This window comes from Bacillus sp. FSL K6-0268 (assembly GCF_038005425.1).
GTDB lineage: Bacteria > Bacillota > Bacilli > Bacillales > Bacillaceae_G > Bacillus_A > Bacillus_A thuringiensis_S.
Map to the genome: position 1 here is coordinate 132,992 of NZ_JBBOTF010000003.1, position 14,446 is coordinate 147,437.

Sequence of the window (14,446 nt, forward strand, 5' to 3'; positions counted from 1 at the left end):
AATATCAAAATTTTTGATTCCTTCATTTGCCTTTTACTATCTATTTCTCATGATTTCGGTGAAAATGAGAAATATGTTATTACTTCAGACGGGATGAAACAAGAATGAAATGCTATCAATTACATTTGGAATTAGTGGGATGCCCTTTCCCTATTTGGAGAAAAGTTATTTTACCTGCGAAATTAACTTTTGATGATTTACATGATGTGATTCAATGCTTATTTCAATGGGAGCACCAACATTTATTTGAATTCACTGTAGGAAAATATACTATATCGGATCCACCTGATTCGAGTATTCCCTTTTCCATGTTGGAATTGACAACACCATCTCGAATGCTGCGCGCTCATAGAACCATGCTACTTGAACAAATCAAAAAGAAGGGGCAAATTTTTCAATATGTATACGACTTTGGAGATCACTGGTTGCTACAGATTCAAGTTGAAGATGTACTCGATCAAAACTTTGATGAAATAACATGCATTGGGGGAGAAAATGCAGCTCCTTTAGAGGATATCGGAGGTATTCCGGGATATATTGAATTTTTAGAGGCAATAAAAGATTCTTCACATCCACAATATAAACTCTTCGCAGAATGGGATTTATTAGATTTTGATCCTACTGCATTCGATATACAAGAGGTAAATAAGGGATTAACCTATTGTGATTAATGAATACCTACAGTACAAAGAAACCCTGATTTATATATTTTGAATAAAAAAGACTGTTGTTGAATTTCACACAGCAGTCTTTTTATATGACAATCTGATTAAGAGGCATCTGCAATTTTATACTCTAAAAACAGGCTCATTCCAACTAAAAAAATGATGACTATGTAATGAATCGATGGAATAAGAACGCAACATAGAATGACTTCTAAGCATAAAGTACCTCTTTTCAAAACTTCGTAATTCAAAATTTTTGTGTCATGTAAAGAACAAAGAAATTTTAGATTCGGATATACCATATAAAAATTCCATAATAAGAGCACAGGTAAACTAAATAAATACAGCTCAATCATAAATATGTTTATCATAATCGTATCTAACGTACTGTTACCAGTAATAAAAATGCCAGGAAGAGCTACTACAAATACTAGTACGGTAATAGGAATAATAAAAATATAATAATCGATAAGAAGTGTAAAGGACTGAACGTAAAGATGTTGTTGTTTTCTCCATCGAGATGATTTGAAATAAATAAGAACATTTACAATAAAAAATAGCAAGATAAAGAGTAGTGGCACTATAATTCCTCCTGATGAATGATATCCTCTCAATTTTTTTCTATGCCATATAAGTATACAAGCATGATTCAAATAAAAGAAAGTTACTTCTTTTGTGTACAGAAAATTGTATATTTCTGTACACTTTATTTTTTAGTAAAAAACACTACAATTTTTCCTATTATCGTGTCCATAAACAGTGTACAATTATGTATGTTCAGATATCTATCTAAAATTAAATTATTGAACAGGGAGAGACTACAAATTGAAAATTGGTTATGTTCGTGTATCAACTGTAGATCAAAATTTGGATTTACAAATAGATGCTTTAAAGGCGTATGGATGTGATGAAATATTTGAAGACAAGTTGAGTGGCATCGCTGGAAAAAGGCCCGGCCTTGAAAAGGCTCTTCAATATGTGAGACCTGGTGATTCTTTGGTAGTCTGGCGACTCGATCGTTTAGGAAGAACGATGCATCATCTCATCCAAATTGTAAATGAATTAAATGAACAGGGCGTTAGTTTTTATAGTGTACAAGAAAATATCACGATGGATCGCTCTAGCGCTACAGGACAATTAATGTTTCACTTATTTGCTTCTTTTGCAGAATTTGAAAGGTTCTGGTGCAAAGAAAGGATACGTTCCCAAGAAATAATGAGGATTCCTATTGGAATCATTCTTTACGCTGTTAATCCAAATAATTGATGAATAAATTCTTTTTGATTTTGAACAGACTGATCCCGTAAATCAACCTGTTCTTTTTTTATCATATGCATGGCTTCTACTCCTGCAAGTATACATGTAGCGGTGCCAAAAGATTTAAATCCTAACATAGAGCGTACACGTTTTTTAATGAATCGATGGTCTTGTTCCACTACGTTATTTAGATATTTTATCTGCCGAATTTGAGTGCCTAACGGCACTTTTTTCTCGCTCTTTAATTTAGTGATGGCAACTGGATAAGCAGGATTTTTATCAATTGTGATTGTACGAGGTTTTGAGGCATGAAAAGAATGCAAAGCCTTTTTAAAGAATCGCTTTGCAGCCTTATGATTTCTAGTTTTACTGAGATAGAAGTCAATCGTATTTCCTTCAGAATCAACCGCACGGTATAAATACATCCATTGCCCTTTTACTTTTATATATGTTTCATCCACTCGCCATGAATCATTTGTTTGTTTCAGATGACATCGAATCCGTTGATCCAGTTCCGGTCCGTATTGATGGACCCAGCGCATAATCGTTGTATGAGCTAAAGATAATCCTCTTTCTTCCATCATTTCCACCAAGTCTCGAAAACTTAGATTGTACCGTAGGTACCAACGTACAGTTAATACAATGATATTCGGTTGGTAATGCTTCCATTTAAACAAATTGTCCTTTTTCATACTGATCACACACCTTTTATAGAGTAATACTATCAGTATGTCCAAGGTTTAGAGATTACTTGCAATTAACCTAATTTTTTTGCACCAGAACCGAAAATACTTGGACGTCTCAAGATATTTCTAGATAATGGTCTTAGGATCATTTGGGACAATTCTGTATTCCCCTGTGGATTTACCACACGAAAAGAGTGTTTCTCAGTGAACGCGCGGGGCTCCCTACTCGCAGGCTGAGCAGCCTGATCCTCGAACCTAGATGTTAGTAGCTCTAGGGCGGCTTTCGATTCAGGACTAGCTCTTATACACGAGGTTGTTGGTCGGCGTACACACTAGAGATATCTCGAGACGTCCAAGCAATGATTCTAAATCGAAAGGAGGTCTCTTACGTGAGATTATTTGTTGGTCTAGATGTAAGTTCGTTTGATATGAAAGTTTGCTTTTTAAATGGTGAAGGAGAAAAGCTAGATTCTTTTTCAGTCAGTAATGACTTACCAGGTGCACAGGTACTTAAAGAACGATTATTACAGTGCACAACCAATCAAGAGGTTGAAACTTTAAAAATCGGCTTAGAATCTACATCTGTTTACAGTTTTCACCCATCCATGTTTCTCCATCATGACGAAGACTTAAAAAGATTTGGCACAAAGGTATTTCTTCTAAATCCAAAACAAGTCGCAAACTTCAAGAAAAGTTATTCAGACATGAATAAGACTGACGAAATTGATGCCTTTGTCATCGCTGATTATTTACGATTTGGGCGAAATCAAATGTCCATCGTGAAAGAAAGTCAATACGTGGCATTACAGCAATTAACAAGAGCTCGTTATCAACTCGTTAGAATGTTGACAAAGGAGAAACAACATTTTCTACAACACCTAAGTTATAAATGTAATACGTTCTCACAAGAAGTCGATTCTTCTATATTTGGTAACGCCATGATGGAATTGTTCCTTGAAAAATTCAGTCTAGAAGAGCTAGCTGACATGCCTTTAGAGGAACTCGCTGAGTTCCTACAGGAAAAGAGTAAAAATCGATTTGGTGACCCGAAATGTGTCGCATCAACCATTCAAAAGGCTGTTCGCACGTCGTACCGTTTAGATAAGGTGGTAGAAGACTCAATCGATATTCTTTTAGGAACATCAATCGAAATCATTCGTACCTATCAAAGACAAATTAAAGAACTAGAAAAATCTATTAAGCGGATCATGGCTGGATTAACGCAAACATTAGAATCCATTCCTGGAATCGGGCCTATATATGCCGCTGGTATTATCGCTGAAATTGGCCAAATCGAAAGATTTGACGATGAAACCAAAATCGCAAAATATGCCGGGTTATATTGGCGTACATACCAGTCTGGCCGGTTCACCGCTGAAAATACTTCATTATCTCGTAATGGGAATCATTACTTGCGGTATTACTTAGTTGAAGCCGCCAACTCTGTAAGAAAGCATGTATTGGAATACCAAGAATATTACGCAAAAAAGTATAATGAAGTACCAAAACATCAACACAAACGTGCACTCGTTCTAACCGCAAGAAAATTTGTGCGATTGGTGGATGCGCTACTACGTAATCACCAACTCTTTACGCCTGAAAGGTGTGTGAAAGTGTGACATAAAACTTGTCATCGCTACCTTTCAATCAATTCCAGTATTTTACATGCGGTGCTGGTCTAGTTTCGTGATGTCTTTTTTAAGCAATTTGTCCTTTGATAACTTCAAAATATATTATTTTTCAGTTGACATACTACCGCAGGTCTTTTCGGGGGGATGGGCAAAAACACCCTTAAACGCTTTTCTTGTGTGATCCAGGTGTTACTGTGAAGTAATATTTGGAACCTTCATATGCGTAATTTGTATTTGCTAATCCAGCTACACGTGGAGCATTATCGTATTGTAGTTCTTGTGACCCCACAATAGATGATAATCCTTTACCAGGTAACAGTGTATAATCTGACTGTATTTTGTATACAGCCGCCGCATAGTCATTATACTTATAGTCAGGCATATCTACTCTTGATATGTCAAATTTCACTTGCGAACTCGTTTGTTTTGTAACGGCAACAGTATGCTGAAAACTAGCTGTTAAACTTCCACTAATTTCTGAAGTAACATCTGCAACAAGAGGAACAACCGATACTTTTATCCCCATTTTCCATCCAACTGTTGTTGCGAATCCAAACATATTTGTTGTTGATACACCCGAAGTTAGCGTTTGATTATAACCGAATGCAGCTGCATCATTCTGTAGACCCGAAGCATCTGGAAGCAGTTTATAGTTTGTTTCTCGTTTTAGTTTGCTTGTTCCATCCCATATCACGCTATATGTTTGATTCAGGTCCTTTTGAACCAAATCGATTTGGGCTTGTGTATATCCGTAATCTGATAAATGACTTGAATCTGTAATCAGAGATAAATCTTCTGGATTATAATAGCCATCTCTAATTTGTCCGTTCGCTTGTTTTTGAACAAAATATCCTATCGTTGGATATTTTTTTGAAGAAATAAGGGAAGGAAACCTAATATTTTTACCACCTAATACCCCACCATCCGTTGTATTAGCAAATGGCTCGAAATAAACAGTATCTCCTATATTAACATGTCATTTACCTCGTGGATAAAGGAAGTCTATATGATTTGTCTGTATATAAAAGTATTGTTTTACAGTAAATTACATTTAAGAAAGGCAATTTCCCTTTGTTTCGTTCCACTTTTTTCTTGTTATAATCAATATGGAAATGAAGAGGATGTTATCTACACGTTCTCTTCATTTTACATGTAGAGCGAAAGGGAGAGTAAAAGATGAAGATAAAAAATATATACAAAGTGTTGGCGACTACAATGGTATTAAGCCAACTGATGGGTCCTGCGATTTCGTATGCGGCTACACAGAATTCTAGTGAACAAACCAATCAAGAACAAAAAGAAGTGAAACATGGTTTGCTAGCAAATTATTATACAGATGATGCGTTTAAAGATTTAACGATGTTTACGGTTCAATCTACAAGTAAAACGCAAATCAACCAAGAAACGCTACAAGGTGCCTTATCTAAAGATAAGCAACAGTTTCAATCCGTACGATGGATGGGCTACATTCAACCAAGTGAAAGTGGCGAATATGAATTTTCTACATCAGATGATTCACACGCGGCCATTCAAATCGATGGGAAGGTGATTTTACAAAATGCTCCCATGAAAGAAAAGATGACATTAGAGAAAGGAAAAACGTATGCCATTACTGTAGAGTATCATACAGATAAAAATGGAGCTTCACAATTGGAGATGTTGTGGTCTGTGAACGGAAAAGAAAAAGAAGTTGTTCCGGAAAATAATTTAGTCTTACCTGATTTTTCTAAAGATAAAGTCAAGCAATTTACAACAACCGCAAAAAGTAATGTTATGGCAGATGATGGGGAGATTACAATCGATTCTGATGATGATAACATTCCAGATGATTGGGAGATCAACGGATATACGGTGAAGAATGGACTTGTTGTAAAATGGGATGACTCGCTGAAAGAACAAGGGTATACCAAATACAAATCGGATCCAATGAATAAACATACCACGGGAGACCCGTTTACGGATATTGATAAAGTGTTAGGTCACGTGGATGGTGGTATTTTACCAGAAGCGAAAAATCCGATTGTAGCTGCTTTTCCTAAAATAGGCGTGAATATGGAAAAAATGATTTTAACAAAGAATCAAAATGTGTCCCATGAGCAAGGACAAACAGAAACAAATGAAACAAGTCATACAGTTGGCATCTCCACTACCAATAGTAATACGGAGTCGAATACGGAAGGGGTGTCTGCATCTGCCGGTTACCCATGGTCTGTTTCCGTATCAGCAAGTTACTCTCACGATTATACAACGAGTGTATCTGTGGATCAATCGAATTCTACCACAACTGGGCATAGTAACGGAAAATCATGGAGCGAAACATTAGGAATTAATACCGCAGAAGCAGCCTTTTTAAATGGAAATGTACGATATGTAAATATTGGAACTGCGCCAATTTACAATGTAAAACCTACGCTTAATTTTGTTGTAGGAAAAGGTTCATCTGCACCGACTATCTCAACAGTTGTCGCAAAAGCGAATACAGTAGCAAACGTGTTAAATCCTGGAACATCTTATCCGTCAACAACACAAAGTCCAATTGCTTGGAATACAATGGATGATTTCAATGCACAGCCCATTAAGTTGAGTTATAACCAGGTACAACAAATAGAAAAGGGAGATCCTTTACAAATTCAAACGACGCAAACATCAGGAAACTACAAAACGTACAATGCAGATGGGGATACGATTGTGAACGATTCGCAAAAGTGGGAAAACGTTATGAACGATATTAACAGCAAAACCGCATCTATTACCATAAGTACATCAAATACTGATACGAAAGAAAGATATATCTCCGCTCGAAAAGCAGCAAATTATGATCAACAGAGTCAACCGGAAATCACGTTAGGAGAGGCAGTGGAAACCGCATTTCCTGGAGCGAAAGTGGATGGGGATAAACTGTTTTATCAAAATGTTGATCCATATGATATGAGAATTGTACTGGATCGTCAAACATATGATGATATACACAACCAAATGAGTCAAACAGGGGATCAAAATATTTATCATGCGAAATTAAAACAAGGTATGAATATTCTCATCCAGCCGCATTCAGAGAAATTACTAGTATTTGATCCATATAACGGTAACATGGGTTCGTTACAATTTAACAAAAATGGCGGCGGTACATTACGGGTTACGGCTAGTAGTGGATATAGGATGGCACCTGAGACTAAAAAATGGCGCGTAATTGTCGATGGGAAACGCGCATATACATTTTATGGGAATGAATTTGACGTCGATGTTGCAGCAGGTATTAATGAGTTAAATATACCGATTAGTGGAAATCAAATATCTGTGGAAATGGCGGAAGGCTGGGAGTGATTTTCACACTCACAACGGGATAAAGCAAGCGTAATACGGGTCTCTGTGCCCATCCCCGAAAAAGGGGAATAAGACAAAATATACCAATTTAGTATTAACCGATATGTTGTATAAATTTAATTATGCATAATCTAAGAATGAATCCGAACATGTTTGGGATTCATTTTTATTTTTAAAAATAGAAAATACTTACAATTACATCTGTAACAAAAATGTTCGTTTTTGTTACGTTTTGTGTTTAAAAATATGAAATATCCTAACCGTTGAACTAGCTGTAACAAAATACTGTATCAAAAATAATTCGTCACAATATTAATTCTATACCTTTTTGTTACAATAATTAGTTTTGATTTGGGAAATTATTGCATATGGCCCCATATTTCGCTTTTGGTTGCCATACCCCAACTTAAATGATAAAGAAATTGTATTAATTTAATGGATTAATAGCTTAAAAAAGTGACATAGAACTCATAAAGTTAAATTTCAAGCCGAAAAAACATGAAAATCCCTTAAAGTCACGATTCACTCGAAGATGCTGGGTTTGGGCTGTTTGGACCTTAGAGAGGTATGTAGTTGCGGTTTTTAGAGCTGAATTATCTTCAATTCTTTTTTATTGAAAATGCTAAGAAATGTTGAAATGACAATGTTTTATAATGAGACAGGTATATGTGTTTATTATTATGTGACAGATGGAGAATTATTTTCAAAAAATGGAGCATGAAAGTCTAAATTTGGATAGCAAAACAAGGAAAATAGTGCAACTTTTCGAGAAAATGGATACGAAAATGGTTATGGCTTATAATTTGTTGATGTAGTTTTTCAGACTCTGAATACCTAACTCCAAATCACTTTTTGACATTACTTTTTCAATGGTCTCTTCTTTTAGTTGGTTCGCTAAATCTAAGATATCAGTTAAAACCTGCTTCCATTGCCTTACTTGTTCTTGCAGTCGTTGTATTTCATTTTGTTGAGTAAGTGTTAAACTTACTTCTGTTTGCCACTTTTCGAGTTGCTTTATATATATTGGCAAAAATTCAAGTTGATCAGTATAAACTCGAATGACGCGATGTACTGTGTAGTCATCTAACACATGTGGTTTTTGTTTCGTCTCCAATAGAGTAGTGTATTGTTCCTGTGATTCCTCTAGCTGTCCATCAATCATATTAGCAATCATGGATAGAGCACTGATTGGTTGCCAATTGGGTTCAGGTGTCTTTATCATATCTATTTTGGTCCTTCCTTTGTATATATGGTGTCTTTTCAACTTAATTGACATATCGTCCTAATTCTTGATAAAAATTCTCTCTAGTTCCAAAATATACAAAGACAATGTGATTGTCTTCCATATAGTACACATATGCTAAACGAATTCCAGTTCCCTGTATCGTCCAATCATACACTCTATACTCACTTAGATCACCTTTAAGTGTTTTACCGATACCTGGATTTTTTAAGATAATTTCCTTTTTGTTTTCATATTCATCTACAAGCTTCCTTTGTCTTTTTTCTAACTTTTTAATCAGTTTCTCCATCTTTTTCGTCAAAGAAAATGTCAAGTCCATTGAAATCATCCTCCTTACCTACAGAACCTGCTATCTCTTTTTGGAATTGCTCAATCTTATGATCTAAAAACTGTTCGTATTCAGCAAGTCTTTTTGATAGCTTCTCGGCAAGCTCGCCATCCTTATAACCCTTGGCAATTAATTCTGAAACAATTTTTTGAATATCATCCTCATATACTGTTTGTTCTTTCTTAGACGGTTTTAAAAAAATCCCTTGAGGGGTGAGGATGGCATGGAGGGAATCCTTCATACCTAAATAATCATAATAATTTTTAGGTATGGTAATTTGTCTTTTTCCTGTAATTGTGATTTCTTTATTTTCAATGGACTCAAATTCTTTTTCAAAAAGGTTACCCATTTATATCACCTCATATAACGTATTCCTTGACAATCAAGGATGTTAATATTTTAGCATTAGTCAAATTAAAATTCAAGGAACAGCATGGATAAATTGTTTAGAAAAGCCTCTGTTTATTTTGGAATGAATCAAAAAAGTAAAAATTCTTGCTTGGGTTTTGCCCATCCCCCGAAAAAGGGGAATAAGAAAAAATATACCAATTTAGATAGTGAGATGGTTCTTGCTCTAGTCAGTCAGATGAATCATAAAATGCAGGTTGAAATACTCTTTTTCTATTGCAATTTATTATGTTTAGTTTTTCTAACTCAATTGTTATTAACCGACTAAAAATTCCTAAATCATGGAGTGTTGGTGACGGATTAGAACAGGAACCGTCTCACTACCCCTATTAGAAGAATTGCTTCAAGACTATGTTTTTACTGATGTAAATCAGGCATTATTACAAACTAGTTCATCAACAAAGAACAGATTTTGTAGGGCAAACCATAGATACTGCACCGCATCTTGGAGATGAAGCAACAAGGGCAAAATTAAAAAACATTTATCCATTAGCTTGGTCAGGAAAAAAAGTGATTTTTTACTGTTTTCCAGATCGCAATGTAGATATATTTGTGATCACATATCTTGAACCTCAATATGAACAAGGCGAAGTGGTACAAGTGAGGGAGCGCTGTGCATCCTTTGACAAAAATGAATCTCAAGATACGTTACAGCATCTTGAAGAGTTTGTCACTTTTGAAATGTTACCTGAATAATACACAGCTGGTATATGTTCCTCTTCTAATCACATATATCAGCTGTGTATGTGCGAAGTCATAGTGAGTGTGATCATTTTCTCAACAAAAATGGTTGGTTCTAGGTCTTATATTCTAACTCCGACTCCTCTTGGAAATGTTTCTACAGGTATAGTCATTAATACAGTATTTGTATTTCCGTTTATTACTGATACATTATTTGAAGCAGAATTTGTAATATAGATTAAATTTGTTGATGAATTTACTCCTACTTCTAATGGATATGTCCCTACAGGTATAGTCATTAATACCGTATTTGTATTTCCATCTATCATTGATACATTTGCTAAACTAAAATTTGTTACATAAATCAAATTTGTTGATAAATTTACTCCCACTCCTATCGGGAATGTTCCTACAGGTATAGTGGCCACTACAGTGTTTGTGCTCCCGTTTATTACTGATACATTATTTGAAGCAGAATTTGTAATATAGATTAAATTTGTTGATGAATTTACTCCTACTTCTAATGGGGATGTTCCTACAGATATAGTTTCTACTACAGTGTTTGTGCTCCCGTTTATTACTGATACATTATTTGAATCGCTATTTGTTATATAAATCAAATTTGTTGATAAATTTACTCCCACTCCTATCGGGGATGTTCCTACAGATATAGTTTCTACTACAGTGTTTGTGCTCCCGTTTATTACTGATACATTATTTGAATCGACATTTGCTACATAAATTGTACCGATATTCAGACTTACTGGTGGACCAGTAGGCCCCGTAACGCCAGTAGGCCCCGTATCTCCGGTAGGCCCAGTATCTCCAGTAGGTCCAGTGTCCCCGGTAAAGCCAGTACTTCCAGTAGATCCAGTAGGTCCAGTAGATCCGGTAGGCCCAGTAACTCCGGTAGGCCCAGTACTTCCAGTAGGTCCAGTGTCCCCGGTAAAGCCAGTACTTCCGGTAGGTCCGGTGTCTCCGGTAGGTCCAGTACTTCCAGTAGGTCCAGTGTCCCCGGTAAAGCCAGTACTTCCAGTAGGTCCAGTATCTCCGGTAGGTCCAGTATCTCCAGTAGGTCCAGTAGACCCAGTGTCCCCGGTAAAGCCAGTACTTCCAGTAGGTCCAGTAGATCCGGTAGGTCCAGTATCTCCAGCAGGTCCAGTAGACCCAGTGTCCCCGGTAAAGCCAGTACTTCCAGTAGATCCGGTAGGTCCAGTAACTCCGGTAGGTCCAGTAGGTCCAGTATCTCCAGTAGGTCCAGTGTCCCCGGTAAAGCCAGTACTTCCAGTAGGCCCAGTATCTCCAGTAGGTCCAGTGTCCCCGGTAAAGCCTGTACTTCCAGTAGGTCCAGTAACTCCGGTAGGTCCAGTATCTCCGGTAGGTCCAGTATCTCCAGTAGGTCCAGTATCTCCAGCAGGTCCAGTACTTCCAGTAGGCCCAGTATCTCCAGTAGGTCCAGTGTCCCCGGTAAAGCCAGTACTTCCAGTAGGCCCAGTATCTCCAGTAGGTCCAGTGTCCCCGGTAAAGCCAGTACTTCCAGTAGGTCCAGTATCTCCAGTAGGTCCAGTATCTCCAGTAGGTCCAGTATCTCCAGCAGGTCCAGTACTTCCAGTAGGCCCAGTATCTCCAGTAGGTCCAGTGTCCCCGGTAAAGCCAGTACTTCCAGTAGGACCGGTAACTCCAGTAGACCCAGTATCTCCGGTAGGTCCAGTATCTCCAGTAGGTCCAGTATCTCCAGCAGGTCCAGTACTTCCAGTAGGCCCAGTATCTCCAGTAGGTCCAGTGTCCCCGGTAAAGCCAGTACTTCCAGTAGGACCGGTAACTCCAGTAGACCCAGTATCTCCGGTAGGTCCAGTATCTCCAGTAGGTCCAGTATCTCCAGCAGGTCCAGTACTTCCAGTAGGCCCAGTATCTCCAGTAGGTCCAGTGTCCCCGGTAAAGCCAGTACTTCCAGTAGGCCCAGTATCTCCAGTAGGTCCAGTGTCCCCGGTAAAGCCAGTACTTCCAGTAGGACCGGTAACTCCGGTAGGTCCGGTACTTCCAGTAGGACCGGTAACTCCGGTAGGTCCAGTATCTCCAGCAGGTCCAGTGTCCCCGGTAAAGCCTGTACTTCCAGTAGGACCGGTAACTCCGGTAGGTCCGGTACTTCCAGTAGGTCCAGTAGATCCGGTAGGTCCAGTATCTCCAGCAGGTCCAGTAGACCCAGTGTCCCCGGTAAAGCCAGTACTTCCAGTAGATCCGGTAGGTCCAGTAACTCCGGTAGGTCCAGTAGGTCCAGTATCTCCAGTAGGTCCAGTGTCCCCGGTAAAGCCAGTACTTCCAGTAGGCCCAGTATCTCCAGTAGGTCCAGTGTCCCCGGTAAAGCCTGTACTTCCAGTAGGTCCAGTAACTCCGGTAGGTCCAGTATCTCCGGTAGGTCCAGTATCTCCAGTAGGTCCAGTATCTCCAGCAGGTCCAGTACTTCCAGTAGGCCCAGTATCTCCAGTAGGTCCAGTGTCCCCGGTAAAGCCAGTACTTCCAGTAGGCCCAGTATCTCCAGTAGGTCCAGTGTCCCCGGTAAAGCCAGTACTTCCAGTAGGTCCAGTATCTCCAGTAGGTCCAGTATCTCCAGTAGGTCCAGTATCTCCAGCAGGTCCAGTACTTCCAGTAGGCCCAGTATCTCCAGTAGGTCCAGTGTCCCCGGTAAAGCCAGTACTTCCAGTAGGACCGGTAACTCCAGTAGACCCAGTATCTCCGGTAGGTCCAGTATCTCCAGTAGGTCCAGTATCTCCAGCAGGTCCAGTACTTCCAGTAGGCCCAGTATCTCCAGTAGGTCCAGTGTCCCCGGTAAAGCCAGTACTTCCAGTAGGACCGGTAACTCCAGTAGACCCAGTATCTCCGGTAGGTCCAGTATCTCCAGTAGGTCCAGTATCTCCAGCAGGTCCAGTACTTCCAGTAGGCCCAGTATCTCCAGTAGGTCCAGTGTCCCCGGTAAAGCCAGTACTTCCAGTAGGCCCAGTATCTCCAGTAGGTCCAGTGTCCCCGGTAAAGCCAGTACTTCCAGTAGGACCGGTAACTCCGGTAGGTCCGGTACTTCCAGTAGGACCGGTAACTCCAGTAGACCCAGTATCTCCGGTAGGTCCAGTATCTCCAGTAGGTCCAGTATCTCCAGCAGGTCCAGTACTTCCAGTAGGCCCAGTATCTCCAGTAGGTCCAGTGTCCCCGGTAAAGCCAGTACTTCCAGTAGGCCCAGTATCTCCAGTACTTCCAGTAGATCCGGTATCTCCGGTAGGTCCAGTATCTCCAGTAGGTCCAGTGTCCCCGGTAAAGCCTGTACTTCCAGTAGGACCGGTAACTCCGGTAGGTCCGGTACTTCCAGTAGGTCCAGTGTCCCCGGTAAAGCCAGTACTTCCAGTAGGTCCAGTAGATCCGGTAGGTCCAGTAACTCCGGTAGGTCCAGTATCTCCGGTAGGTCCAGTATCTCCGGTAGGTCCAGTATCTCCAGTAGGTCCAGTATCTCCAGCAGGTCCAGTAGACCCAGTGTCCCCGGTAAAGCCAGTACTTCCAGTAGGTCCGGTAGGTCCAGTATCTCCGGTAGGTCCAGTAGGTCCAGTATCTCCAGTAGGTCCAGTGTCCCCGGTAAAGCCAGTACTTCCAGTAGGCCCAGTATCTCCAGTAGGTCCAGTGTCCCCGGTAAAGCCAGTACTTCCAGTAGGTCCAGTAACTCCGGTAGGTCCAGTATCTCCGGTAGGTCCAGTATCTCCAGTAGGTCCAGTATCTCCAGTAGGTCCAGTATCTCCAGTAGGTCCAGTATCTCCAGCAGGTCCAGTACTTCCAGTAGGCCCAGTATCTCCAGTAGGTCCAGTGTCCCCGGTAAAGCCAGTACTTCCAGTAGGCCCAGTATCTCCAGTAGGTCCAGTGTCCCCGGTAAAGCCAGTACTTCCAGTAGGTCCAGTAACTCCGGTAGGTCCAGTATCTCCGGTAGGTCCAGTATCTCCAGTAGGTCCAGTATCTCCAGTAGGTCCAGTATCTCCAGCAGGTCCAGTACTTCCAGTAGGCCCAGTATCTCCAGTACTTCCAGTAGATCCGGTATCTCCGGTAGGTCCAGTGTCCCCGGTAAAGCCTGTACTTCCAGTAGGACCGGTAACTCCGGTAGGTCCGGTACTTCCAGTAGGACCGGTAGGAAAAACAAAAGGTTGAATGGGTGGAAGGGTAGGTCCAATTAAATTTGAATTTAATACATG

The 14,446-nt window shown here is 39.8% G+C and carries 10 protein-coding genes and 3 pseudogenes; 4 read left to right on the forward strand and 9 right to left on the reverse strand.

Translation table 11 applies throughout. The features are described 5' to 3' along the window. The first annotated feature begins 104 nt into the window (after positions 1–104). Positions 105–671, forward strand: coding sequence for a plasmid pRiA4b ORF-3 family protein (locus MHI28_RS34010; RefSeq protein WP_100910645.1), 567 nt, complete (start codon positions 105–107; stop codon positions 669–671). A gap of 98 nt (positions 672–769) precedes the next feature. On the opposite strand, the gene MHI28_RS34015 is transcribed toward MHI28_RS34010, so the two are convergent. Then, the gene (locus MHI28_RS34015) at positions 770–1,246 is read right to left on the reverse strand and encodes a hypothetical protein (protein ID WP_100910644.1); all 477 of its coding nucleotides are present in this window, start codon (positions 1,244–1,246) and stop codon (positions 770–772) included. A 244-nt stretch (positions 1,247–1,490) separates the two neighbouring features. Between MHI28_RS34015 and MHI28_RS34020 the strand changes: the two are divergent. Then, positions 1,491–1,880: pseudogene (locus MHI28_RS34020) on the forward strand (recombinase family protein); the annotation flags it as partial. A gap of 26 nt (positions 1,881–1,906) precedes the next feature. Here the strand turns inward: MHI28_RS34020 and MHI28_RS34025 are convergent. Then, entirely contained in the window at positions 1,907–2,614 is a 708-nt protein-coding gene (locus tag MHI28_RS34025) for an IS6 family transposase (RefSeq protein ID WP_100910638.1), read from the reverse strand. 383 nt (positions 2,615–2,997) lie between these two features. Between MHI28_RS34025 and MHI28_RS34030 the strand changes: the two genes are divergently transcribed. Then, complete coding sequence (locus tag MHI28_RS34030; RefSeq protein WP_100909797.1) at positions 2,998–4,227, forward strand: IS110 family transposase; 1,230 nt, start codon at positions 2,998–3,000, stop codon at positions 4,225–4,227. 172 nt (positions 4,228–4,399) lie between these two features. Here the strand turns inward: MHI28_RS34030 and MHI28_RS34035 are convergent, their stop codons facing one another. Continuing rightward, on the reverse strand, positions 4,400–4,966 hold the full coding sequence (locus MHI28_RS34035; protein WP_340828919.1) for a hypothetical protein: 567 nt from the start codon (positions 4,964–4,966) through the stop codon (positions 4,400–4,402). A gap of 449 nt (positions 4,967–5,415) precedes the next feature. Here MHI28_RS34035 and MHI28_RS34040 point away from each other — a divergent pair, with 449 nt between their 5' ends. Beyond that, positions 5,416–7,563, forward strand: a complete 2,148-nt coding sequence (locus MHI28_RS34040; protein ID WP_340828920.1) for a binary toxin-like calcium binding domain-containing protein — start codon at positions 5,416–5,418, stop codon at positions 7,561–7,563. 796 nt (positions 7,564–8,359) lie between these two features. Here the strand turns inward: MHI28_RS34040 and MHI28_RS34045 are convergent. The 6 genes and pseudogenes from MHI28_RS34045 to MHI28_RS34060 form a co-directional block, all read right to left on the reverse strand. After that, the gene (locus tag MHI28_RS34045; RefSeq protein WP_340828923.1) at positions 8,360–8,785 is read right to left on the reverse strand and encodes a hypothetical protein; all 426 of its coding nucleotides are present in this window, start codon (positions 8,783–8,785) and stop codon (positions 8,360–8,362) included. Between the two features lie 43 nt (positions 8,786–8,828). Continuing rightward, complete coding sequence (locus tag MHI28_RS34050) at positions 8,829–9,125, reverse strand: type II toxin-antitoxin system RelE/ParE family toxin (RefSeq protein ID WP_000366275.1); 297 nt, start codon at positions 9,123–9,125, stop codon at positions 8,829–8,831. Further along, positions 9,079–9,483 (reverse strand): AbrB/MazE/SpoVT family DNA-binding domain-containing protein, encoded by a 405-nt coding sequence (locus tag MHI28_RS34055; RefSeq protein ID WP_340828925.1) that lies wholly within the window; start codon positions 9,481–9,483, stop codon positions 9,079–9,081. Before MHI28_RS34055 ends, MHI28_RS34050 begins: the two co-directional genes overlap by 47 nt. A gap of 862 nt (positions 9,484–10,345) precedes the next feature. Further along, the gene (locus tag MHI28_RS36390) at positions 10,346–10,867 is read right to left on the reverse strand and encodes a YncE family protein (RefSeq protein ID WP_445661817.1); all 522 of its coding nucleotides are present in this window, start codon (positions 10,865–10,867) and stop codon (positions 10,346–10,348) included. Then, positions 10,868–10,981, reverse strand: a pseudogene (locus MHI28_RS36395) (YVTN family beta-propeller repeat-containing protein); the annotation flags it as partial. 12 nt (positions 10,982–10,993) lie between these two features. Next, positions 10,994–14,383, reverse strand: a pseudogene (locus MHI28_RS34060) (beta strand repeat-containing protein); the annotation flags it as partial. Between the last annotated feature and the right edge of the window lie 63 nt (positions 14,384–14,446).